Source organism: Agromyces archimandritae (genome assembly GCF_018024495.1).
GTDB classification, from domain to species: Bacteria; Actinomycetota; Actinomycetes; order Actinomycetales; family Microbacteriaceae; genus Agromyces; species Agromyces archimandritae.
Map to the genome: position 1 here is coordinate 641,229 of NZ_CP071696.1, position 23,072 is coordinate 664,300.

The window sequence follows — 23,072 nt, forward strand, 5'->3', positions numbered from 1 at the left end:
TGAGCGCCCGCCCGCGCCGGCTTCAGCGGCCGCGACGCTCCTGAGCGCGACGCTGCTGGCGGTTCTGCGGCTCTGCGCCCTGGTCGCCTCCCTCGCGCTGGCCGAACGCCCCGCGCTGGGGTGGCTGCTGCGGCTGGCGCGCCGGCTGGCCCTGACGCGGCGGCTGACCCTGCGGAGGTCGACCCTGCCCCGGCGCCTGCTGCGGTGCCTGCCCCTGCGCCACGGCACGACGTGCACGCTCGGTCGCGGCCTGCTGGACCTGGCCGCGCTGGTTGCGCACCTCGACGCCGCCGGCGTCGCTCGGGGCGGAGTAGCTGAGCTTCTCGTTCGGCGACCCCTGCTGCGAGAGCCCCTTGGCCGCGACGGTCGGCGCTCCGCCGCCCTGCGGCGAGACCTCGACCTCGAGGTTGAAGAGGAAGCCGATGGTCTCCTCGCGGATCGAGCCCATCATCTGCTGGAACATCGCGTAGCCCTCGCGCTGGTACTCGATGAGGGGGTCGCGCTGGGCCATGGCGCGCAGGCCGATGCCGTCCTTCAGGTAGTCCATCTCGTAGAGGTGGTCGCGCCAGCGGCGGTCGATGACCGAGAGCACGACGCGACGCTCGAGCTCGCGCATGGCGGGGCCGCCGAGCTGCTCTTCGCGGCGCTGGTAGGCGAGCTTGGCGTCCGAGACGATCTCGCGGCGGATGAAGTCGCGGTTCACGCGGCCCTTCTCGCCGGCCTCGGCGACGACCTCGTCGATGGTGATGCCGATCGGGTAGAGCGTCTTCAGCTCGGCCCAGAGGGCGTCGAAGTCCCACTCGTCGGGGTTGCCCTCGGCGGTGTGCTGGTCGAGGACCTCGTCGATGACGTCTTCGAGGAAGGCCTGGGTGCGCTCGTGCAGATCGTCGCCCTCGAGGATCTGCCGGCGGTCGCCGTAGATCGCCTCGCGCTGGCGGTTCAGCACGTCGTCGTACTTCAGCACGTTCTTGCGGATCTCGGCGTTACGGGCCTCGACCTGCGACTGGGCCGAGCGGATGGCGCGGCTGACGACCTTCGATTCGATCGGCACGTCGTCGGGCACGCCGCGGGCCATGATCGACTCCGCGGCGCCGGCGTTGAAGAGACGCATGAGGTCATCGGTGAGCGAGAGGTAGAAGCGGCTCTCGCCGGGGTCGCCCTGGCGGCCCGAGCGACCGCGCAGCTGGTTGTCGATGCGGCGGGACTCGTGGCGCTCGGTGCCGAGCACATAGAGGCCGCCGGCTGCGAGCACCTTCTCGCCCTCGTGGGCGACGGTCGCCTTCACCTGCTCGAAGACGCCGTCCCAGGCGGCCTCGTACTCGTCGGGCGTCTCCGCGGGCGAGAGGCCCTTCTCGTGCATCGCCTGCACGGCGAGGAACTCGGCGTTGCCGCCGAGCATGATGTCGGTGCCGCGGCCGGCCATGTTCGTGGCAACCGTCACGGCGCCCAGACGCCCGGCCTGCGCGATGATCGCGGCCTCACGGGCGTGGTTCTTCGCGTTCAGGACCTCGTGCCGCACGCCCTTCTTGGCGAGCAGGCGCGAGAGGTATTCGCTCTTCTCGACGCTGGTCGTGCCGACGAGCACGGGCTGGCCCTTGCGGTGGCGCTCGACGATGTCTTCGACGACCTGGGCGAACTTGGCCTCCTCGTTCTTGTAGACGAGGTCGGGCTGGTCGATGCGGATCATCGGCTTGTTCGTCGGGATCGACACGACGCCGAGCTTGTAGGTCGACATGAACTCCGCCGCTTCGGTCTCGGCGGTACCCGTCATGCCGGCGAGCTTGTCGTAGAGGCGGAAGTAGTTCTGCAGCGTGATGGTGGCCAGGGTCTGGTTCTCGGCCTTGACCTGCACGCCCTCCTTGGCCTCGATGGCCTGGTGGATGCCCTCGTTGTAGCGGCGGCCGACGAGGATGCGGCCGGTGTGCTCGTCGACGATGAGCACCTCGCCGTTCATGACCACGTAGTCCTTGTCGCGCTTGAAGAGCGCGTTGGCCTTGATCGCGTTGTTCAGGAAGGAGATGAGGGGCGTGTTCGCCGACTCGTACAGGTTGTCGATGCCGAGGTAGTCCTCGACCTTGGCGATGCCGCCCTCGAGCACGCCGACGGTGCGCTTCTTCTCGTCGACCTCGAAGTCCTCGCCGGGGGTCAGGCGGGTGGCCAGGCGTGCGAACTCGGTGAACCAGCGGTTGGCCTCGCCGGATGCCGGGCCCGAGATGATGAGCGGGGTGCGGGCTTCGTCGATGAGGATCGAGTCGACCTCGTCGACGATCGCGAACGCATGGCCGCGCTGGACCATGTCGGAAGCCTGCCAGGCCATGTTGTCGCGCAGGTAGTCGAAGCCGAACTCGTTGTTCGTGCCGTAGGTGATGTCGGCGGCGTACTGCTCGCGGCGCTCCGCGGGGCTCTGGCCGGCGACGATGCAGCCGGTCGTCATGCCGAGGGCGCGGAACACGCGGCCCATGAGTTCGGACTGGTAGCCGGCGAGGAAGTCGTTGACGGTGATGATGTGCACGCCGCGGCTGGTGAGCGCGTTCAGGTAGGCCGCGGTCGTCGCCACGAGCGTCTTGCCCTCACCGGTCTTCATCTCGGAGATGTTGCCGAGGTGCAGGGCCGCACCGCCCATGAGCTGCACGTCGTAGGGGCGCATGCCGAGGGTGCGGCGGGCGGCCTCGCGCACGGCGGCGAAGGCCTCGGGCAGCAGGTCGTCGAGGGGCTCGCCGTTGCCGTAGCGCTCGCGCAGTTCGACGGTCTCGTGCTTCAGCTCCTCGTCGCTGAGCGCCTGGAAATCCTCTTCGAGCGCGTTGATCGCCTTGGCGTAGTTCTCGAGGCGCTTGAGGGTGCGGCCTTCCCCGACGCGGAGGACCTTTTCCAGAATCGAAGCCACGAATGCTCTCCTGTCGTCGTCAGGCGCGTGCGTCCGGCTCGGAGCACTCGGGCACGCCCGCTACCGCCTTGCAGACGGCAATCATAGCCATGCTAGCGGCAGGGAAGCTGGGCGCGGCGCTCCGGCGGGAAGGCCCGCCGGGGCGCCGCCGGCCTCAGACTCGGGAGCCGGCCGCCTCCAGTTCGAGCTCGGCCTCGGCGGCCGCGCCGTCGAGGCCGATGACCCCGTAGTCCCAGCCCTTCCGGCGGTAGACCACCGAGGGCCGGCCCGTCTCCTGATCGACGAAGAGGTAGAAGTCGTGACCGACGAGCTCCATGAAGTAGAGCGCGTCGTCGACGGTCATGGGGGTGGATGCGAACACCTTCCACCGGATGACGACGGGCGAGTACTCCTCGTCCTCGGCGGCGGAGCCCGCGGCATCCACCACCGGCACCGCCCCGGTGCGGACCCGCTCGAGCACCTCGGCGTCGGCGGCGCGGACGCCCGCTTCGGCGAAGCCGTCGTCGGCCGCCTGCCTGAGCGAGGTGGGCCGTCGGGAGCCGCCCCGGTGGATCTTGCGGCGGTCCTTGGCGCGGCGGATGCGTTCCATCAGCCGGCCGAGGGCGACGTCGAACGCCCCGTACTTGTCGGCGCCGTCGGCCTCGGCCCGCACGACGGGCCCCTTGCCGACGAGCGTCAGCTCGACCCGGTCGTTGGCCCCGGTGCCGCGCTCGCGCTGCCGGGTCGCCTTGACCTGCAGGGAGATGGCCCGATCGGCGAAGGCGGAGACCTTCTCGGTCTTCTCGGTGACGTAATCGCGGAATCGATCGCTGAGCTCCAGGCCTCGTCCGACGATGTTCAGTTCCATCACGACCTCCGTCTCCCGGCGTGTCGCCCGGCGAGTGATGAGCGATCAACCCACGCCTTTCCTGCAACCGTAACCCGGGCGCGAGCGCTTGTCACGAAATGCGCAGCGGTGTCTCGGCGAGCACCGCGACGGCCGGCACCGATCCTCCCGCCGCGGTGATCGCGCGCACCGCCTCCTCGGCCGTCGCGCCGGTCGTGAGGATGTCGTCGACGAGGAGGAAGCGGCGCCCGGCGAGCTCCCTGCGGGCCGTCAGCGTGCCGGCGACGTTGCGCGCACGCGCCCCGGCGCCGAGGCCGACCTGGTCGGGCCGGGCCGCGGCCCGCAGCACGGGCGCTGCCCGGAGGCCCTGCGCGGCGAGCAGTCGGTGGACCGGGCGGTATCCGCGTGCGGCGACGGCGGCGCGGGTGGAGGGGACGGCGACGAGCTCTGCGGGCGGGCCCGGCGGCAGCACGGCGAGCGCGGCGCCGATGGATGCGCCGAGCATGGGTGCCAGGGCGCCTTCGGCATCCGTGCGCCCGGCGTCTTTGAACCGCGCGATCGCGCCGGCGACGGGGCCCTCGTAGCGCGCCGCCGCCCAGGCGGCCACGCCGACGCGCGCGGCCAGATGCACCCGGGGGACGAAGGCGGGGCGGCATCCCGCGCACACCGTGCGGCCCGGGCCGCCGCAACCGACGCAGGCGACGGGCACGACGACGTCGAGCGCATCGAGCAGGGCTGCGGCGAGGCGGTCCCTGACGCGTGGCACTGCGGCATCCTCTCGCGGAATCTGCTGCCGCGGGGCCCGGTCGGGCCGGGGTGTGGATGCCGGGGCGCTCGGCCGCGGCTGTGGAGGATCAGTCGACGCGCTGCTGCGGTGCCAGGAACGCGACCCCGGTCGCACGCGGCTGCCAGCCGACGCCGGCCTGGCTCTGCAGCACGCCCTCCGAGGTCAGCGTCCGCAGATCGCGCACATTGTTTCCGCCGGTGACCTGCACCGCATCCTCCGGCGCCGTGCGGCGCGTGGCGAGCCCGCCGACTTCCTGGGTGATGATCGCCCCCGAACCGTCCGAGAGGCCCGTCAGCGAGACCACGGTCCGGGCATCCACCCACGCGATGTCGCGGGCCTCGCCGTCGACCGCGTCGAGCCTGACCGGCGTGCCGAGCGCGAGCGGCAGATGCTGGGCGTCGCGCTGCACCGCTGCGACGAGCAGCTGCGTGTGCCCGTTCGTCTCGAGGAAGACGAGCAGGCGCGTTCCGTCGCGCGAGACCTCGAGGCCGGCGATCCGCTCGGCGTTCCACGGAACCGGCAGGGTTCCGTGCTGCCCGCCTCCGAACCACTCGAGCGCGCCGGGCTCGTCGGCCGGCACCGACCAGACGACGTCGTGCTCATCGATGGCGGGCGTCACGAGCCCCGGGCGCGTATCGAGGGTCTGCGCCGGATCTCCCCGCGAGACGAGCGAGACGCCGGCGGACGAGAGCACGGCCACGCGCTGCGCCTCCGGTCCGACGGCCGCCCCGACCGGCCCGAGGGCGGCGACCTGCTCGCTGATGCCCGGCAGGGTCTCGACGTCGGCGCCGTCCGAGCTCAGATATCCGAAGCGCTCGCCGTCGAAGACGACCGTGCGCGAATCGACGCGGGGTGCAGGCGGAACGGGCAGGGCCGCCAGATCGTTCGCCGCCCCGTTGACCGTCAGCGAGACCTCGCCGACGCTCCGCACCGCGCGCAGGCTCTCGTCGAGCTGCAGCTGGATGCGCTGGATCGCCAGCGCATCGTCGACGTTGCCGCCGACGAGTTCGACGCTCGCGACCCGGCCGGCGACCGGCACCGCGTCGGGTTCGAGCCGCATCCCCTCCGGCACCGCCGTGACGACTCCGCCGGCAAGCCACTCGGACGGCCCCTCGAGGAGGGCGCGGACGATGCTCGTCTGCACCGAATCGGCTCCCGCGAACCAGCGGAGGTCCGGCACCAGCGCGTCGAAGCCGGGCGCGAAGAAGAACAGGGCGTGCTGCCGGAAGACGAGTTCGAAGTTGCTCTCGTCGATGAGGATGCCCTGCGGGGCATCGGAGATGCGCCACTCGCCGTTGACCTTGCGGAACTCGTACGGCAGCTCGATCGGGGCGCGCGACTCGGCGATCTCGTACTGGCCGGTCGCCGTGAGTCCGGCCGCCGGCACCGCCCGCACCCGCATCGAGGTGCGATCGTCGTCTTCGCCCGGTTCGGCGCCCAGCTGCTCGAGCTGGCGGGAGCTCAGCACATCGATCGTGACGCGGGATCCCGGCTCCCAGTCCTCCTCGAAGGAGCCAGTGAGGAAGTCGCGGGCCACGTCGTAGCTGTTGCGCGGGCTCGTGGCCGCGTCGATGAAGCCGCGGAGGATCTGCTCGGGCGTGTCGCCCTTCGCCGGGCCCTCGGGCACGAGCTCGAGGGAGTCCAGTGGGTCTTCGACGGTGCGGGCCTGGCCGCGGTTGACGCCGCCGCTGCTCGGGATCGCCGCGCATCCGGCAGCGAGGGCGAGCACCGCGACGGCCGCCGCCGCCGACCGGACCGTGCGCTTCGCGTGCCTCATGCGTCCTCCTTCGGCAGTCGCACCGGGCGGCCGTCGTCGTCGGGGCCGAGCGGCAGCGGGCTCGCGACCTCGACGAGGCCGGCGCGCCGCGGCAGGGTCAGCCGGAACACGCTTCCGGAACCGGGCCGAGACCAGACGTCGATCGTGCCGCCGTGCGCGACCGCGTCCTCGAGCGAGATCGCCAGGCCGAGCCCGGTGCCGCCGATCGTTCGGGAGCGGCTCGGATCCGCCCGCCAGAAACGGTCGAAGACGCGCCCCGCGTCCTCCTCGGCCATCCCGATGCCCTCGTCGCGCACCGAGAGCGCGACGGCCTCCTCGTTGCTGTCGATCGCGACGACGATGGGCCGCCCCTCGCCGTGCTCGATCGCGTTGCCGATGAGGTTCTGCACGATGCGGCGGATGCGGCGGGGGTCGACCTCGACGTCGAGGTGCCCGCCGGGGGCGACGAGTTGCAGCTGGCTGCCGTGCTCGGTGGCCAGCGCGTGCATCGACTCGATCGCGTCGCCGGCGAGGGTGACGAGGTTCGTCGGCTCGGTTTCGAGGCGGACGCTGCGGGCGTCGTAGCGGGAGATCTCGAGGAGGTCGCCGAGCAGCATCTCGAAACGCTCGGTCTGCCCGTGCAGGAGTTCGACGGTGCGCTGGGTCGTATCGGGGAACTCCTCGCGCCGATTGAACAGCACGTCGCCGGCCAACCGCATCGTCGTCAGCGGCGTGCGCAGCTCGTGGGAGACGTCGGAGACGAAGCGCTGCTGCATGCGCGAGAGCTCCGCCAGCTCCCGGATGCGGGCCTGCAGGCTCTCGGCCATCGCATTGAAGGAGCGTGCCAGGGTCGCAAGCTCGTCGTCGCCCTTCTCGGGCATCCGCACCGACAGGTCGCCGGCCGCGATCCGCCGGCTCGTGACCGCAGCGCCCCGGATCGGGTCGATCACCCAGCGGACGACGAGGAAGATGATCGCCCCGAGCAGCAGCACCAGCAGGGCCGCCCCGATGCCGCCGATCAGCTGCATGAAGGCGAGCGTGGCCTGGGCATCGGCGAAGTTGAAGCCGATGTAGAGCTCGTAGCGGCCGGCGGCCGGCACCGTGATGTCGCTTGCGACGACGACGCCCGGATCCGTGCCGCCGGCATCGTTGCCGAGCGAGACCGACTGCCAGTACTGCCCGCCCGGATTCTCCTGCACGCTCTGGCGCAGTTCGGGCGAGATGACGCCGTCGAGCACGCGCGAGCGGCGGTCGGTCGGGGCGACCTGGCTCGGCGACTGGTCGGGCACGCGGAAGAGGGCGACCTCGGAGCGCGCGGAGGTCGCCGTCACCCGATCCACGGCGGAGGCGAACAGGGCCTGCACGGCCGCGCGGTCGCTGGCGTTCGAGGAGTCGAGCAGGTTCTGGGCGCTGAGCGTCGCCCGGTTCGAGGCGTCGAGAGCGAGATCGAGGCGCGACTGGAAGAGGTTGGAGGCGACGCTGAGGATGATCGAGAGCCCGATCACGAGGATCGCCAGCGTCGAGAGCGCGAGCGTGATCGCCACCGTGCGGAACTGCAGGGACGAACGCCACGCCGCCCGCGCCCGGTGGGGCCACCGGCGCCACCACGGCTGGACGCCGATGGACCCGGTGATCGGCATCCGCCAGGCCACGGCCTTAGGAGCTCGCCCCGGCGCGGTAGCCGATGCCGCGCACCGTCATGACGATCTTCGGATTGTCGGGGTCGTGCTCGACCTTGGCGCGCAGGCGCTGCACGTGCACGTTCACGAGGCGCGTGTCGGCTTTGTAGTGGTATCCCCAGACCTGTTCGAGGAGCATCTCGCGCGTGAACACCTGTTGCGGTTTGGATGCGAGGGTCAGCAGCAGGTCGAACTCGAGCGGCGTCAGGTTGATGCGCTCGTCGCCGCGTCGCACCTCGTGGCCGGCGGCGTCGATCGTGAGGTCGCCGACCGTGATCGCAGCAGCTGCCGGCTCGGGCGAGGGGCGGAGCCGGGTGCGGATGCGGGCGATGAGCTCCTTCGGGTTGAAGGGCTTGACGATGTAGTCGTCGGCGCCCGACTCGAGGCCGCGGACGACGTCGGCCGTGTCGGACTTCGCCGTCAGCATGATGATCGGCGTGCCGGACTCGGCGCGGATGAGGCCGCACACCTCGATGCCGTCGAGGCCGGGCAGCATGAGGTCGAGGAGCACGAGGTCGGGTTTGGCGTCGCGGAATGCGGCCAGCGCCTCGGATCCGTCCGCGCAGAAGACGGGCTCGAAGCCCTCCGTGCGCAGGACGATGCCGATCATCTCGGCGAGCGCGGTGTCATCGTCGACGACGAGTACGCGAGGGTTCATTCAGGCATCCCGATCCGGGCCGCGCGGCAGCGGCGATTCCAGTCCGAACCAGACTAGCCGTTCCCGTCCACAGCCGGGCCTTCGGCATGCGGGAAGTGTGGCAGCATGGTGCCGGACGTCGGCGGGAAGGAGCTCGGGGTGGCGGATGCGAACTGGTCTCCGATCGATCCGGGCGGCCCGGCGAACGGCCGGCCGGGCACGCCCGGACCGGGCATGCCTCCGCCGGCATACGGAGCGCAGCCGGGCGGACCCGGCGCCTCGTATCCGGGGCCGCAGCCCGGCTGGACGCCGCCGCCGAAGCCCGGTCTGATCCCCCTGCGCCCGCTCGGCTTCGGCACCATGCTCGGGGCGCCCTTCCAGGTGATCCGCCGCAACCCCGGCCCGACCATCGGCAGCGGCGTGCTCGTCATCGGGGTCGTGAACCTGCTCACCCTCGCCGTCCTGGTGCCGATCGCCGTCTGGACGTTCGCGCGCAGCTCGTCCGCCGCGCCGGACGAGCGGTGGCCGATCGTCGCCGGCGGCCTCGGGATCGCCGCCCTCGCGATGCTCGTGCCGATCGCGGCGAACGTGCTCGGCACCGCCTTCCTGCAGGGCGTGATCGCCCGCGACGTCGCCTCCGGCACCCTCGGCGAGCGCCTCGGCTTCGGCACCCTGTGGCGGCAGGCGGCCCGGCACGTGTGGCCGCTGGCGGCCTGGACGCTGCTCACGGGCGCCGTCGGCGTGCTCGTCTTCGGAGGCTTCGTCGGCATCGTCGTCATCGGCGCCGTGCTCTCGCCCATCGCCTTCCTGATCGCCCTCCTGGCCTGCCTGCTGCTCAGCACGGGGGTGATCGTGCTCGGCCTCTGGCTCATGACCAAGCTGGCGGTCGTGCCGACGGTCATCGTGCTCGAAGACGTCGGCGTCTTCGCCGCCGTCAGACGTTCCTGGCAGCTCACGAACGGCGCCTTCTGGCGCACCCTCGGCCTCATCGCGCTCATGAACGCGATCCTGAACGCGGCCGCGAGCATCGTCACCATGCCGCTGTCGATGTTCGCGCCGATGCTCGTGGGCCTGTTCGCGCCGACGGGCACGGACGACGTCTCCACCGTCGCCGGGGTCGCGATCACGATCGCCACCTCGGTGCTCAGCATCCTGCTCGGCTCGGTGGCGAGCGTGATCATGGCCGCGACGTACGGACTCATCTACGTCGATCGGCGGATGCGCACCGAGGGCCTCGACCTCGAGCTGCAGCGCACCGTCGAGGCCAGGGCGGCCGGGCGGCCGACGACGGATCCGTTCACGGCGGGCGCCCCGAGCCGGTGATGCGCCTCGCCCTCCCCTTCGACCCGCCGCTCGTGCCGGACCCCGACGAGGCCCGGCGGTGGCTGCAGGACGAACTCGCCGAACCCCGGTACACGGCTGCCCGCCCGACCCTGTTCGACCGCGCCATGCAGGCGATCCTCGAATGGTTCGGCTCCCTCTTCCAGGCGGGGCCGGCCGGTCCGCCGCCTGCGGTGCTCGCCCTCATCGCCGTGATCGTGATCGCCGGCCTCGCCGTCGTCGCCCTGCTCGTGTTCGGCCGGCCGCGGCTCCGCGCCCGCAGGCGTGCGGTGGCGCTCTTCGGCGACGACGACACGCGGAGCGCGGCGGAGCTGCGTCGCGCGGCCGAGCGCGCCTTCGCCGCCGGCGACTGGGACCTCGCGTTCCTCGAACGGTTCCGCGCGATCGTGCGCGCGCTCTCGGATCGCGAGCTGCTGCGGGTGCATCCGGGCACGACCGCGCACGCCGCCGGCGAGCAGGCGGCGGCCGTCTTCGCCGATCGCGCCTCCGAACTGCGCGACGCGGCCCAACGCTTCGACGGCGTCCGCTACCTCGGCCGCGATGCGGACCGCGAGGCCGCCCACCGCCTCGCAGAGCTCGACGCCGAGCTCGAGCGCCGCCCCGATCCGGCCCGTGCCGAAGAGCCTGCGGAGGCCCTGCGATGACCACGGAGGCCCAGGCGGCGCCCGCTCCCGCCGTCTCGCGCACGCTCGGCGGCGTCCTGCGCCGCGGGCGCACCTGGATCGTCATCGCCGCCGGCCTCCTCGTCGCGGCGGTCGTCATCATGCTCGTGCAGGGCGGCGTGCGCGGCCCGGGCCGACCGCTCGCCGCCGACAATCCGGCACCGGCCGGCGCGCAGGCCCTCGCCGAGGTCCTCGGCGACCACGGCGTCCGGGTGCAGGCCGCCGGCTCGCTGAACGCCGCGCTCGGCGCCGCGGGCGAGGACGCCGCCGTGTTCGTCTCGGACCCCGACGGATACCTCGACGCCGACGCCCTCGGGCGCCTCGCGGCATCCACCGGCACGCTCGTCGTCGCCGGACCCCACGCGAACGCCCTCGACGCCCTCGCCCCCGGCGTGCACCATGCGGGCGCCGCCGACGGCGCCCCGTCCGCGCCCGGCTGCCGTGCCCCCGTCGCCGACGGGATCGACGGGCTCGGCGAGGGCCTCGGCGTCCTGTCGGTCGGCAGCGACGCCGCCGCCGACGGCTGGACCGGATGCTTCCCCGACGACGCCGGCCGGCCCGCCCTCGCCCTCGGCCCCGGCATCGCCCTCGCCCCGGCCGCCCTGTTCGACAACGAGCACATCGCCGAAGCCGGCAACGCCGCCCTCGCGATCCGGCTGCTCGGCGGACACGATCGGCTCGTCTGGTACCTGCCGGGCCTCGACGACGTCGCCGGCGACGATGCGCCCTCCCTCGCCGAGATAACGCCCGGCTGGGTGAGCCCCGTGCTCGTGCTGCTCGGCATCGTGACCGTCTGGGCTGCCGTCTGGCGAGGCCGGCGCTTCGGACCGCTCGTCGCCGAACGGCTGCCCGTCGTCGTCCCGGCCGAGGAGACGAGCGAGGGCCGCGCACGACTCTACGAACGCTCCGGATCGCGCGGACGCGCCCTCGACCAGCTGCGGATGGGCGCCCTGCAGCGTCTGGCGGCCGACCTCGGTCTCGGCCGCTCCGCCGGCCTCGAGGAGGTCTGCGGCGGTGCGGCGGCCGCGACCGGGCGCACCCCGGCCTCCGTGCGCGGCCTCCTGGTCGAGAACGCCCCCGACGGCGACGGCGACTTCGTGCGCCTCGCCAGGGCGATCGCCGAGCTCGAGGGTGCCGTGGCCGAGGCCGTCCGGCCGGGCGGGCGCGCCGCGGCATCCGCCGGCGCCGCAGCGGCCGGCCCCGCAGCCCCGCACCCCGCAGCCGCCGAAACCGCAACCCCGGGCCCCGCACCCGCCGGCGCGGCGGCATCCGCACCCGACCGAAGCCCGACCCACCCGAGCGAGGAGCCACGATGAGCGAACCGACCCCAGACGACCAGGCCCTCCGCGAGGCGCTGGCCCGCGTGCGCACCGAGGTCGGCAAGGCCGTCGTCGGCCAGGACGGGGCCGTCACCGGCCTCATCATCGCCCTGCTCGCCGACGGGCACGTGCTGCTCGAGGGGGTGCCCGGCGTCGCCAAGACCCTGCTCGTGCGCTCGCTGTCGCGGGCCCTCTCGCTGGACACCCGCCGCCTGCAGTTCACCCCCGACCTCATGCCGGGCGATGTGACCGGTTCGCTCGTCTACGACCCCCGCGAGGCCGCGTTCGAGTTCCGCGAAGGCCCCGTGTTCACGAATGTGCTGCTCGCCGACGAGATCAACCGGACCCCGCCGAAGACGCAGTCCGCACTGCTCGAGTCGATGGAGGAACGGCAGGTCTCGGCCGACGGCGTCACCCGGCCGCTGCCGGCGCCGTTCATCGTCGCAGCCACGCAGAACCCGATCGAATACGAGGGCACCTACGCGCTGCCCGAGGCGCAGCTCGACCGCTTCCTGCTGAAACTCGTGCTCGAGCTGCCCGAGCGGGACCCCGAGATCGCGATCCTGCGCCGCCATGCCGACGGCTTCAACCCGCGCGACCTCGACGCGGCCGGCGTGCAGCCGGTGCTCGGAGCCGCGGAGCTGCTCCGGGCGCGCGAGGCGGTGGCGCGCGTGGGCGTCGGCGACGACGTGCTCGGCTACCTCGTGGATCTCGCCCGCGCCACCCGGGTGAGCCCGTCGGTGCGGCTCGGGGTGAGCCCGCGCGGCACGACCGCGCTGCTGCACGCCGCGAAGGCGTGGGCGTGGCTGTCGGGCTACGACTCGCTGACGCCCGACCACCTGCAGGCGATGCTGCTGCCCGTCTGGCGCCACCGCGTGCAGCTGCGCCCGGAGGCGGAGCTCGAAGGCGTCAGCGCCGACGCCGTGCTGCGCGCGATCGTGCAGCAGGTGCAGGTTCCGCTCTGAGATGGCCGTCACGGGATGGTTCGTCGCGCTCGTCGCCGCAGGCGTCGTGCCGCTCGTGCTCGCCGGCGACGCGGCGTGGCCGGTGCTGGCGCTGTGGCTCGTGCTCACGGCGCTCATCGGCGGCATCGACCTCGCCCTCGCGGCCTCGCCGCGGCGGCTCGCGCTCGAACGGAAGCTGCCCGAACGGGTGCGGCTCGGCGAGCCGGCCCGGGCGGAGCTCGTCGTCGCCAACCTGGGGCGACGGATGCTGCGGGCCGTCGTCCGCGACGGCTGGGAGCCGTCGGCCGGCGTCGTCGGATCCAACCGCACGCGCCTGTCGGTGCCGGCCGGCGGGCGGCGGCGGATGTCGCTCACGCTCGTGCCCGTTCGGCGCGGCGACCGCCTGAGCGAACAGGTCACGATCCGCTCGTACGGGCCCCTTCGGCTCTGGGCGCGGCAGGCGACCCTGGCGTCGCCGGCCCGGCTGCGGGTGCTTCCCCCGTTCCGTTCGCGCGTGCACCTGCCATCGCGGCTGGCCCGCCTCCGCGAGCTCGACGGGCGGACGCCGCTGCTCATCCGCGGGCAGGGCACCGAGTTCGACTCGCTCCGCGAGTACGTGCGCGGCGACGACGTGCGCTCGATCGACTGGCGTGCGAGCGCCCGCCGCAGCGATCCCGAAGTGCCCGGTGCCGGCCGGCTCATGGTGCGCACCTGGCGGCCCGAGCGCGACCGCCGCATCGTCATCGTGGCCGACACCTCGCGCACGGCGGCCGCCCGCATCGCCGACGAGCCGCGCCTCGACACGGCCTTCGAGGCGACGTTGCTGCTGTCTGCGCTCGCCTCCCACGCCGGCGACCGGGTCGACTTCCTCGCCTGGGATCGGCGCCTGCGCGGCCGGGTGCACGGGGCGAGCGGACCCGAGCTGCTCGCCCGGCTCGTCGACACCATGGCCGGTATCGACGCCGAACTCATCGAGGCCGACTGGGCCGCGGTGCCGGGCGCGGTGCGCCAGGTCACGAGCCGGCGCGCGCTCGTCGTGCTGCTGACGTCGATCGAGACGCCGGCGGCCGCGCAGGGCCTGCTGGACGTGCTGCCGCAGCTCACGAGGGACCACATCGTCGTCGTCGCCTCGGTCGCGAACCCTGCGCTCGACGATCGCGTCGCCGACCTCGACGACCTCGGCGCCGTCTACCGGGCGGCCGCCGCCGAGCGCGCCCGCCTCGACACCGCCCGGGTCGCCGCCGCCGTGCGCCGGCTGGGCGCCGAGGTCGTGGTCGCGCCGCCGGCCGAACTGCCGCCCGACCTCGCCGACCGCTACCTCGCGCTGAAAGCGGCCGGGCGCCTCTGAGCGGGGTCGCAGCCGGCGGGCGCGGATGCCGCCGGACTTCGAACATGGTCATGCGCCCGCCTTCCGGGCACAGGCTTCTTCGGCCGATGCCTTCATCACTTGGGCTCGCGACCCCTCGAACTGGGGCATTCCGGCGACAATTCTGCGCTCACGGCCTTGTTACGCTCGCCCAATGAAACGATTGTTGCTCACCTCCACCCTCGGTTCGATACTGATCCTGACCGGCTGTGCATCCGGTTCGGCACCGACTGCGGTGGATGTTCCGACGCAGTCGCCGGAACCGATCGTTGCCACTGAGAAGCAGGTGGCTTCGGTCTTCGCGGAGTACGAATCGGACTGGCGCGAAACGATGGACGGAGCTGGCGAATGCAGAATGCTCTGGGTGTTCGAGCCTGGCAGCCTTCCGGGAATGACGTGCTGGCTTCAAGAGCAGACACTGAGCACGACCGCCGAGATCGTCATCCGAGATGTCGGTGAGTTGGAGGTGCCGTCTTCGATGGTCTCGCTCGTGTCCAGCACCACCAGCGTGCTGCAGGACATCGTCGACGTCGACGCGAAGACGATCTGCGACGCTGAGGCGTCGGAGCCGGCGGATTCGGATGAATGCAATCAGGCCCTCGGGTCGCTGAACTTCCATTACACGAGGCTTGAGAGCGAACTGGACGCCTGGCGTCCCTACCTGTAGGTGCGATGCGGTCGGGGATGAGCGCGCGAGCGGGCCGCAGAGCCCGCGTTCAGCTTCGGCCTTCGCCGGAGGTCAGCCAGGGCCTCCCCGGCTCCTGAGCTCGCTTCGCTGCCGGGGGTGAGGGTCATCCTGGCCTGCAGGCTCTGCCAATCCCTGTGGCGGCAGGCCGGGGCGTCCCAGGTCCCCGTCGACGGAGGAGCCGGCAGACGCGGAGGATAAACGCGACGGCCTTGACCGCACTTTGTTCGGCGGCGCGTTCGGGGCGCACGACCTGCCCGTCGGTTCTTGTCATCGCTGACCCGTCCGGTGCGGTGATTGTCTTCTGAATCCGCTCGGCTCTTCGATCTTCGGCGGCCGCGCAAGGCTTCGACCGGGGCGACCTGATAGCTGATGGTGCATGCCCAGCTGCCGGCGGCATCGATGATGTCGTTTTCGTCCCGGCCGAAGTGTTCGGTGAATCAGAGGAAGTTGGCGGTATTGCCGACCCCGCGAAAGCTGAGGAAGGTGCGGAAGACCCAATCACGTATGTGTGCACCCCGGTCTGTAAGTGCCGGGGTGCGGATGCCGCCCGGCGTTCAGCCCGCGGTCGCCACGCGGGCGCCGGCGTCGAATCCGCCGAGGTCGCCCGTCTCCCCCGCCCGTGCCGCACGGCGGCCCGGCACGAGCATGTAGACGAGGAATGCGGCAAGGGCCAGCACGCCGATGCCGGTCTTCACCGGCCATGGCCAGGGCGCGGCGGTCACGAAGCCTTCGATGATGCCCGAGACGAGCAGCCAGAACACGAGCCCGATGGCGATCGTGATGAGCGCCCGCCCTTCTTCGGCGAGCGCCGTGCTGCGCCGGCGGGGGCCCGGGGCGACCCACGCCCAGAAGATGCGGAGGCCCGCCGCGGCTGCCACGAACACGCAGGTCAGCTCGAGCGGGCCGTGCGGCGAGAGGTAGAGGAAATAGGTACCGGCCTGGTCGTGGGAGAAGAGGACGGCGGCCGTCACGCCGAGGTTCTGCGCGTTCTGCATGATGACGTAAGGCACCCAGACCCCCGTGATGCCGAAGGCGATGCACTGGGCGGCGATCCACGCGTTGTTCGTCCAGACGAGCCCCGTGAACGACGCGGCCGGGTTCTCGGAGTAGTAGTCGACGAAGCCGTGCTCGGCGAGCTGCTCGAGCTCGGCGCTGCTGCCGAAGCTCGCCAGCACGCGCGGGTCGGCGGACGCCCACGCGGCCCACAGTGCGGCCACGACGAACGTGGCGACCGCGACGGCGAGCGTGAGCCAGCGCACCCGGTACAGCGCAGCCGGCAACGAGACGCCCACGAACCGGCCGAAGACCCGCATGGGCTCCTCGGGGGCGCCGGTGAACCGGAGGCGGGCACGGGAGAGGGCGACCGAGAGGCGATCGCCGGTCGCCGTAGACCCCGCGGTCGACTGGATGAGCGAGAGGTCGGCGGCCCCGCGCTGGTAGCGGTCGATGAGTTCGTCGGCCTCCGGACCGGCCAGCGGGCGGCGGCGCGCGAGCGCGCCGAGGCGGTCCCAGTCATCGCGTCGGGCTTCGGTGAGGGCGTCGAGATCCATCTGCTTGAATACTAGCCATGCCGACCCCCGAGCGTGTTCTCGACGAGCCCGACGACCGCCTGCTCACCGGCGAGGCGGTCGCCCTCGACGTGCGCTCGGCCGGCTTCGTCATCCGCGCCGGCGGGGCCGTCATCGATATGATCGCGATCTTCGCGGGTCTGCTGCTCACGTTCTGGCTGTTCGCGAGCATCGCCGGCACCGGCCTCGACCAGGCCGCCGGCCAGGCGATCGCCACGGTGCTCGCGGTGTTCTGGCTCGTCGTCGTGCCGGCCGCGGTCGAGGCCGCGACGGGCGGACGCTCCCCCGGGAAGTTCGCCCTCGGCGTTCGCGTGGTGCGCGACGACGGCGGCGGCATCACCGTGCGGCACGCGCTCATCCGAGCGCTCACCGGCGTGTTCGAGGTGTACCTGACGTTCGGCGGCCTCGCGGTGCTCGTCGGGCTGCTGAACCCCCGCGCGAAACGGATCGGCGACTTCCTGGCCGGCACGCACGCCCAGCTCGAACGGGTGCCGAAGCCGGTCTCGGAGCCGCAACAGGTGCCGCCGCCGCTGGCCGCGTGGGCACGGACGGCCGATGTCGCGCGCCTGCCCGACCCGGTCGCCCGGCGCATCACGGCCTTCTTCGAGCACGGACCGCACCTCACCCCCGATGCCCGGGCCCGGAACGCCGACGCCCTGGTGCGCGAGGTCGCCCCTTACGTCGCCCCGCTGCCCGACGCGCCGGCCGAGCCGCTGCTGTCGGCGGTCGTCGCGGTGCGCCGGGAACGCGAGGCACGTGCGCTCGAACTGGCCGAGCAGCGCCGCCGGCGCATCGCGCCGGTGCTCGCCGCGAACCCGCACGGCTTCCCCGGGCGCTGAGCGCCGGCCGGCATCCACCGGCGGCCCGGCCCCGAGCCGCGACTCAGTAGCGGTAGTGGTCCACCTTGTACGGGCCCTCGACCGGCACGCCGATGTAGGCGGCCTGCTCGGCCGTCAGCGTCGTCAGCCCCACGCCGAGGGCGTCGAGGTGCAGGCGGGCGACCTTCTCGTCGAGGTGCTTCGGCAGCACGTAGACACCCACCGGGTACGCCTCCGGCCGCGTGTACAGCTCGATCTGGGCGAGCACCTGGTTCGTGAACGAGTTGCTCATCACGAAGGAGGGGTGGCCGGTCGCATTGCCGAGGTTCATCAGGCGCCCCTCGGAGAGCACGAGCACGCTGCGCCCGTTCGGCAGACGCCACTCGTGCACCTGCGGTTTGATCTCGATGCGCTCGGCACCGGGCAGCGCCTCGAGGGCGGCCATGTCGATCTCGTTGTCGAAGTGGCCGACGTTCGAGACGATCGCGAGGTGCTTCATCGCGAGGATGTGGTCGAGGGTGATGACGTGGTAGTTGCCGGTGCAGGTGACGAAGATGTCGACCTCGCCGACGACGTCTTCGAGGCGCGCGACCTGGAAGCCGTCCATCGCGGCCTGCAGGGCGCAGATCGGGTCGACCTCGCTGACGATGACGCGCGCGCCCTGGCCGCGGAGGGCCTCGGCGGCGCCCTTTCCGACGTCGCCGTAGCCGACGACGAAGACGACCTTGCCGCCGATCAGCACGTCGGTGGCGCGGTTCAGGCCGTCGGGCAGGGAGTGGCGGATGCCGTACTTGTTGTCGAACTTCGACTTCGTGACCGAGTCGTTGACGTTGATCGCGGGGAACTGCAGGCCGCCATCGGCGTGCAGCTCGTAGAGGCGGTGGACGCCGGTCGTGGTCTCCTCGGTGACGCCGCGGAGCTCGGCGGCGATGCGGGTCCAGCGGTCGGGGGCGAGCTCGAGCGAGCGGCGCAGGGTGTCGAGGATCACGCGCTCCTCGGCGTTCGCCGCATCCGTCGCCGCCGGCACCTCGCCGGCCAGCTCGGCCTCGCGGCCCTTGTGCACGAGCAGCGTCGCATCCCCGCCGTCGTCGAGGATCATGTTCGGGCCCGACCAGTCGGCGCCTTCGCGGGCGGCCTCCTCGCTCCAGTCGAAGATGCGCTCGGCGCACCACCAGTACTCCTCGAGCGTCTCGCCCTTCCAGGCGAACACGGGCGCACCGGCCGGCGCCGCGGGCGTGCCCGTCGGCCCGACGGCGATCGCGGCGGCCGCCTCGTCCTGCGTGGAGAAGATGTTGCAGCTCGCCCAGCGCACCCGGGCGCCGAGCGCGACGAGGGTCTCGATGAGCACGGCCGTCTGCACCGTCATGTGCAGGCTGCCGGCGATGCGCGCCCCGGCGAGCGGCTGGGAGGCGCCGAACTCCTCGCGCAGGGCCATGAGCCCCGGCATCTCGTTCTCGGCGAGGCGGATCTGGTGCCGCCCGGCTTCGGCGAGCGAGAGGTCGGCGACCTTGAACGGCAGGGCGGATGTCGCGGGCAGAGTCATGGGGTCCATTCTCGCAGCATCCGCCGCCGATGGCGGGCCGATTCCCGCCATAATCGAGAGCGGACGCCGGTGCCCGGCCGGACGGTCCGCTCGGGAGGCCCGCACATGCTCAAAGTCAGCGTCATCGTCCCGACGTACCGTTCGGGAGACGGCCTCGACCGTCTGATCGCCTCGCTCGAGCGCCAGAGCATGCCCGCCGAGGAGTTCGAGGTGCTCCTGGTCGACGACGGCTCCCCCGACGACACCTTCGAGCGCATCGAGCGGATCGCCGCAACACGGCCGAACGTGCACGCCTCGCGCATCGAAGCCTCGGGGTGGCCGAGCCGCCCGCGCAACACGGCGCTCGACGTCGCCCGCGGCGAGTACGTCGTCTTCCTCGACCACGACGACGAGTTGGCGACGGACGGTCTGCGCGCCGCGTACGAGCTCGCGACCCGGACGGGGGCCGATGTCGTCAGCGGCAAGGAGTCGCACACGAAACTTCTGGGGTGGGCTTTGACCGTCTACACGGAGAATCGCGACAACGTGCTCGACCCGCTCGATCCGCCGGCGGTGATGCCGATGAATCCGCACAAGATGTACCGGCGAGCCCTCCTCGAGGAGCACGGCATCCGCTTCCCCGAGCGCGGCCGCGCCGGCGGCCGGCCCATCTGGGAGGACATCCACTTCAACATCGACGTGTACGCGCACGCGCGGGTTCTGCCGCTCCTCGCCGACACGGCGTTCTACCGGTGGGTGCACGACGGCACCAACACCTCCACGGACGGGTACGAGAGCGACCGCGAGGAGTACTGGACGGAGCTCTGGGCGTTGATCGCACACATCCGCGAGGCCCTCGCCCACCGTCCGGAGCTGCGCGACTGGCTGCTGCTCGTGCAGTACCGCAGTCGCATCCTCGGGTTCGCCCGCTCCGCGACCTTCGACGGCGACCAGTTCCGCGATGCCGAGGCACGCCTGCTCGCCGCCGTCGACGACCTCCTCACCCCGGAGCTCGAGGCCGGCCTCTCCCTGGCGCAGCGCGCCGAGACGCATCTCGCCCGCGCCGGCCGCTTCGATCTCGTGCGCGAACTGGCCGAGGTCGATCGCGGGGTCGCCGGCGAGGCGGGGCTCGACGATCTGCGCTGGGAGGGCGGCCGCCTGGTCGTTTCGGCGACGGCCGTCTGGAGCCGGCCGGGCGGCGGCGTCGCCGGCCCGCTCCTCCGCCGCACCGGCGAAGGCCGCGTCGTACGCGATCTGCCCGAGCGCCTCGGTGCCGCGCTCCCCGCGGAGCTCATCGACGTCACCGACGAGCTGCCGGCCACGAGCGCGCATATCGGCATCCGCGATGAGTCCGATTCCTCGGTGTGGCTGCTGCCGACCACGATGCGGCCGCAGCAGGCGGTGGATGCCGCGGGCACGGTGACCATGACGGTGCGCGAGCGGTGCGAGCTCGACGTCGATCGCGGGGTGTTCGGGCGGCGCCTCCACGACGGGATGTGGACGGTGAACTCGAGCGTGTCGCTGCTGTCGCTCGTGAACCACCGGGGCATCGCCTACCGGGGGCCGGCGCTGCCGGCTTTGGTCTCCGGCCGACTCGTCGTCGCCTTCGCGAACCGGTGGGGGCGTCTCGCCCTCGACGTCGGCGGCGCGGAGCATCGCCTGTTCGCGGTCTCGCGCCCCGATCTCGCCGGCGCCCGCGCCGAACGCGTCGCCGGCGGCATCCGCCTCGAGGTTCCGCTGCGCGGGCTCGCGGCCGGCGGCGAGGAGACGCGTCTGGCCGGCGAGGTCGAGGCGGTGCGAGCGGATGCCGGCGGGCGCCGCGGCCGGCCTGCCGCCGACGGGGCGGCGCGCCCGGGCATCCATGGCACGGCGGAGATCGTCGGGGATGCCCGCGGCGGGCGACTCGTCGCGAGACTCCCCCGGCTCCGCCGCGGAACCTACCGGCTCAGGCTCTCGTCCGAGACGGCTCCCGGCCGCGAGGAGACGGTCGAACTCGGCCTGCAGGTCGCGCGCGGGCGCATCCAGCCCGTGGCGTGAGACGGCGCGGATCGCCGCGCCGGCGCCCGTCGGGCGCGGACCGTCAGGCGCGGATGAGTGCGAGCACCTCGTCGCGGATGCGCTCCATCGTCGCCCGGTCCTCGCCCTCGACGTTCAGGCGCAGCAGCGGCTCGGTGTTCGAGGGGCGCACGTTGAACCACCAGAACGGCTCGTCGCCCGCGGTGATGCCGTCCACGGTGAGGCCGTCGAGCTCGTCGAACTCGCCGCGACCCGAGAAGGCCTCGACGATGCGCGCGTACGCGACCGGCACGTCCTCGACGGTCGAGTTGATCTCGCCCGACATGGCGTACGGGGTGAAGCGCGTGCCGAGCTCGGAGAGCGGGGCATCCTGCACGCCGAACTCGGCGAGCACGTGCATCGCGGCGAGCATCCCGTTGTCGGCGCCCCAGAAGTCGCGGAAGTAGTAGTGCGCGGAGTGCTCGCCGCCGAAGATCGCGTTCGTCTCGTTCATGCGGTCCTTGATGAGCGAGTGCCCGACGCGCGTGCGCACGGGCACGGCGCCGGCGCCCTCGATCGTCTCGGGCACGGCCCGCGAGGTGATGAGGTTGTGGATGACGTCGATCTCGCCGGTCTCGCCCGCCTCGCGCACCCGCTCGATCTCGCGGAGGGCCACGATCGCGGCGACGGCCGAGGGGTTCACGGCCTCGCCGCGCTCGTCGACGACGAAGCAGCGGTCGGCGTCGCCGTCGAAGGCGAGCCCGAGGTCGGCGCCGTGCTCGACGACGGCGCGCTGCAGGTCGACGAGGTTGGCCGGGTCGAGCGGGTTCGCCTCGTGGTTCGGGAAGGTGCCGTCGAGCTCGAAGTAGAGCGGGACGATCTCGATCGGCAGCTCGGGCAGCCCGGCGGCGGTGCCGAGCACGGCCGGTACGGTCAGCCCGCCCATGCCGTTGCCGGCGTCGACGACGATCTTCACGGGGCGGATGCCGGAGAGGTCGACGAGCGAGCGGAGGTAGGCGGCGTAGTCGGCGAGCACGTCGAGCTCGCGCACGATCCCGGCGGTCGGGGCATCCGGGATGCCGTCTTCGAGGTAGCCGGCGGCGAGGTCGCGGATCGCCGACAGTCCGGTGTCGAGCGAGATGCCGCGGGCGCCGGCGCGCGAGAACTTGATGCCGTTGTAGGCGGCCGGGTTGTGGCTGGCGGTGAACATCGCGGCCGGTTCACCGAGGGCCCCGGATGCGTAGTAGCTCTCGTCGGTCGAGCAGAGCCCGATGAGCGCGACGTCGGCTCCGCGCCGCGTCGCCCCGCGGGAGAAGGCCCGGGCGAAGGCGGGCGAGGAGTCGCGCATGTCGTGCCCGACGACGACCTCGCCGCCTGCCGCGCCGATCTCGTCGACGAAGGCCGCCGCGAGCGCCTCGACGATCTCCTCGGTCAGTTGCGAGCCGACGAGCCCGCGCACGTCGTAGGCCTTGACGATCTCGTGGAGGCGCGCCGAAGCGCCCGAGGGGGCTGAGTTCATGCAGTGAAACCTACCTCACCGTAGAGGGAGTGGCGGACGAGCTGCCATCCCTTCGGCGGCGAGGTGCGTTCGGCGTGCTTGGCGCACAGATCGTAGGAGTGTGGCTCGGGGCGCAGCGCGAGCGGCCCGAGCACGGCCATGGAATCCGCGTAGACGAATGTCAGCGTGGCGACCGCTTCCACGGAACACGCGGTGCGAGAGCAGGCTCTGATCATGGCGCGTCCCAGACTATCGACGGCGGCGCCGTTTAGGATGATCGACATGCCCCGTCCTCGCCGTGTCGCTTCGATTCCGGCCTCCCCGCGGCGGCGGGTGCGCGGCCGCCACGGTCGCGGGCTGCGTTCCTCGGTGACCGGGCCGTACCTTCCGCCGCTGCGTACGCGCTACGACGAGTTCGATCTGGCCGTCGCGGCTGCGGCGAATCTGCTGCGCGACCTGATTCCCGAGCTCGACGGGGTGGTCTTCGAGGTCGCCCAGGCGCCGGCGGAGGCGGTGCACGGCGACCACATCGACCGCTGGCACGTCTCGCACGACGAGCGGCGCATCGTCTTCTACCGGCTGCCGATCATCCGCTTCCTGCGCAAGGAGGAGGGCGAGGAGATCGACGAGCGCTTCGTCGTGGAGAGCTGCGTGTTCCGCGCCGTCGCCGACCTCCTCGGGAGGGATCCATGGGATCTCGCGCCGGGGCGCTACCGCGGCTTCTGAACGGTTCCCACGGGTGGATGCCCGGCGTCGGCGCGCGGGTCGTGCACCGGAGGGCG

19 protein-coding genes are annotated in these 23,072 nt (G+C 72.4%); 9 read left to right on the plus strand and 10 right to left on the minus strand.

What is annotated here, in order from left to right:
- Window positions 1–22: 22 nt before the first annotated feature.
- From secA to mtrA, 6 genes are all read right to left on the minus strand, one after another.
- Window positions 23–2,884, minus strand: coding sequence for a preprotein translocase subunit SecA (gene secA / locus G127AT_RS03075; protein ID WP_210899645.1), 2,862 nt, complete (start codon window positions 2,882–2,884; stop codon window positions 23–25).
- 154 nt (window positions 2,885–3,038) lie between these two features.
- Window positions 3,039–3,731 carry a ribosome hibernation-promoting factor, HPF/YfiA family gene (gene hpf, locus G127AT_RS03080; RefSeq protein WP_210899647.1) on the minus strand — a complete coding sequence of 231 codons (693 nt, stop codon included), beginning with the start codon at window positions 3,729–3,731 and terminating at the stop codon, window positions 3,039–3,041.
- 91 nt (window positions 3,732–3,822) lie between these two features.
- Window positions 3,823–4,476, minus strand: a complete 654-nt coding sequence (locus tag G127AT_RS03085; protein WP_244857708.1) for a ComF family protein — start codon at window positions 4,474–4,476, stop codon at window positions 3,823–3,825.
- Between the two features lie 88 nt (window positions 4,477–4,564).
- Entirely contained in the window at window positions 4,565–6,274 is a 1,710-nt protein-coding gene (locus G127AT_RS03090) for an LpqB family beta-propeller domain-containing protein (RefSeq protein WP_210899650.1), read from the minus strand.
- A complete protein-coding gene (mtrB, locus tag G127AT_RS03095) occupies window positions 6,271–7,905 on the minus strand; it encodes an MtrAB system histidine kinase MtrB (RefSeq protein WP_244857709.1) in 1,635 nt (544 codons plus the stop codon). The genes G127AT_RS03090 and mtrB overlap by 4 nt, the downstream gene beginning before the upstream one ends.
- A 4-nt stretch (window positions 7,906–7,909) precedes the next feature.
- The gene (gene mtrA, locus G127AT_RS03100; RefSeq protein ID WP_210899652.1) at window positions 7,910–8,590 is read right to left on the minus strand and encodes an MtrAB system response regulator MtrA; all 681 of its coding nucleotides are present in this window, start codon (window positions 8,588–8,590) and stop codon (window positions 7,910–7,912) included.
- 105 nt (window positions 8,591–8,695) lie between these two features.
- Here mtrA and G127AT_RS03105 point away from each other — a divergent pair, with 105 nt between their 5' ends.
- The 6 genes from G127AT_RS03105 to G127AT_RS03130 all read left to right on the plus strand — a co-directional run bounded on the left by G127AT_RS03105 (window position 8,696) and on the right by G127AT_RS03130 (window position 14,868).
- Window positions 8,696–9,892, plus strand: coding sequence for a DUF7847 domain-containing protein (locus G127AT_RS03105; protein WP_210899654.1), 1,197 nt, complete (start codon window positions 8,696–8,698; stop codon window positions 9,890–9,892).
- Window positions 9,892–10,554, plus strand: coding sequence for a DUF4129 domain-containing protein (locus G127AT_RS03110; protein ID WP_210899657.1), 663 nt, complete (start codon window positions 9,892–9,894; stop codon window positions 10,552–10,554). Before G127AT_RS03105 ends, G127AT_RS03110 begins: the two co-directional genes overlap by 1 nt.
- Window positions 10,551–11,888 (plus strand): DUF4350 domain-containing protein, encoded by a 1,338-nt coding sequence (locus G127AT_RS03115; protein ID WP_210899660.1) that lies wholly within the window; start codon window positions 10,551–10,553, stop codon window positions 11,886–11,888. The genes G127AT_RS03110 and G127AT_RS03115 overlap by 4 nt, the downstream gene beginning before the upstream one ends.
- Window positions 11,885–12,856 carry an AAA family ATPase gene (locus G127AT_RS03120; RefSeq protein ID WP_210899663.1) on the plus strand — a complete coding sequence of 324 codons (972 nt, stop codon included), beginning with the start codon at window positions 11,885–11,887 and terminating at the stop codon, window positions 12,854–12,856. Before G127AT_RS03115 ends, G127AT_RS03120 begins: the two co-directional genes overlap by 4 nt.
- Before the next feature lies 1 nt (window position 12,857).
- Window positions 12,858–14,183 carry a DUF58 domain-containing protein gene (locus tag G127AT_RS03125; RefSeq protein WP_210899666.1) on the plus strand — a complete coding sequence of 442 codons (1,326 nt, stop codon included), beginning with the start codon at window positions 12,858–12,860 and terminating at the stop codon, window positions 14,181–14,183.
- Between the two features lie 172 nt (window positions 14,184–14,355).
- Entirely contained in the window at window positions 14,356–14,868 is a 513-nt protein-coding gene (locus G127AT_RS03130; protein WP_210899669.1) for a hypothetical protein, read from the plus strand.
- 575 nt (window positions 14,869–15,443) lie between these two features.
- Here G127AT_RS03130 and G127AT_RS03135 read toward each other — a convergent pair.
- Entirely contained in the window at window positions 15,444–16,439 is a 996-nt protein-coding gene (locus G127AT_RS03135; protein ID WP_210899672.1) for a stage II sporulation protein M, read from the minus strand.
- A 17-nt stretch (window positions 16,440–16,456) separates the two neighbouring features.
- Between G127AT_RS03135 and G127AT_RS03140 the strand changes: the two genes are divergently transcribed.
- Window positions 16,457–17,296, plus strand: coding sequence for an RDD family protein (locus G127AT_RS03140; protein WP_210899675.1), 840 nt, complete (start codon window positions 16,457–16,459; stop codon window positions 17,294–17,296).
- A 43-nt stretch (window positions 17,297–17,339) separates the two neighbouring features.
- On the opposite strand, the gene ahcY is transcribed toward G127AT_RS03140, so the two are convergent.
- Window positions 17,340–18,818: an adenosylhomocysteinase gene (gene ahcY / locus G127AT_RS03145; protein ID WP_210899678.1), complete on the minus strand. Its 1,479-nt coding sequence runs from the start codon at window positions 18,816–18,818 to the stop codon at window positions 17,340–17,342.
- Window positions 18,819–18,923: 105 nt separating this feature from the next.
- Between ahcY and G127AT_RS03150 the strand changes: the two genes are divergently transcribed.
- The gene (locus G127AT_RS03150) at window positions 18,924–20,834 is read left to right on the plus strand and encodes a glycosyltransferase family 2 protein (protein ID WP_210899681.1); all 1,911 of its coding nucleotides are present in this window, start codon (window positions 18,924–18,926) and stop codon (window positions 20,832–20,834) included.
- A gap of 43 nt (window positions 20,835–20,877) precedes the next feature.
- On the opposite strand, the gene G127AT_RS03155 is transcribed toward G127AT_RS03150, so the two are convergent.
- Together G127AT_RS03155 and G127AT_RS03160 are read right to left on the minus strand one after the other, a co-directional pair.
- The gene (locus G127AT_RS03155) at window positions 20,878–22,311 is read right to left on the minus strand and encodes a phosphomannomutase/phosphoglucomutase (protein WP_210899684.1); all 1,434 of its coding nucleotides are present in this window, start codon (window positions 22,309–22,311) and stop codon (window positions 20,878–20,880) included.
- Window positions 22,308–22,574, minus strand: a complete 267-nt coding sequence (locus G127AT_RS03160; RefSeq protein ID WP_210899688.1) for a DUF3499 family protein — start codon at window positions 22,572–22,574, stop codon at window positions 22,308–22,310. The genes G127AT_RS03155 and G127AT_RS03160 overlap by 4 nt, the downstream gene beginning before the upstream one ends.
- Between G127AT_RS03160 and G127AT_RS03165 the strand changes: the two genes are divergently transcribed.
- Window positions 22,573–23,016, plus strand: coding sequence for a hypothetical protein (locus tag G127AT_RS03165; protein WP_210899691.1), 444 nt, complete (start codon window positions 22,573–22,575; stop codon window positions 23,014–23,016). The genes G127AT_RS03160 and G127AT_RS03165 overlap by 2 nt on opposite strands.
- Window positions 23,017–23,072 lie beyond the last annotated feature (56 nt).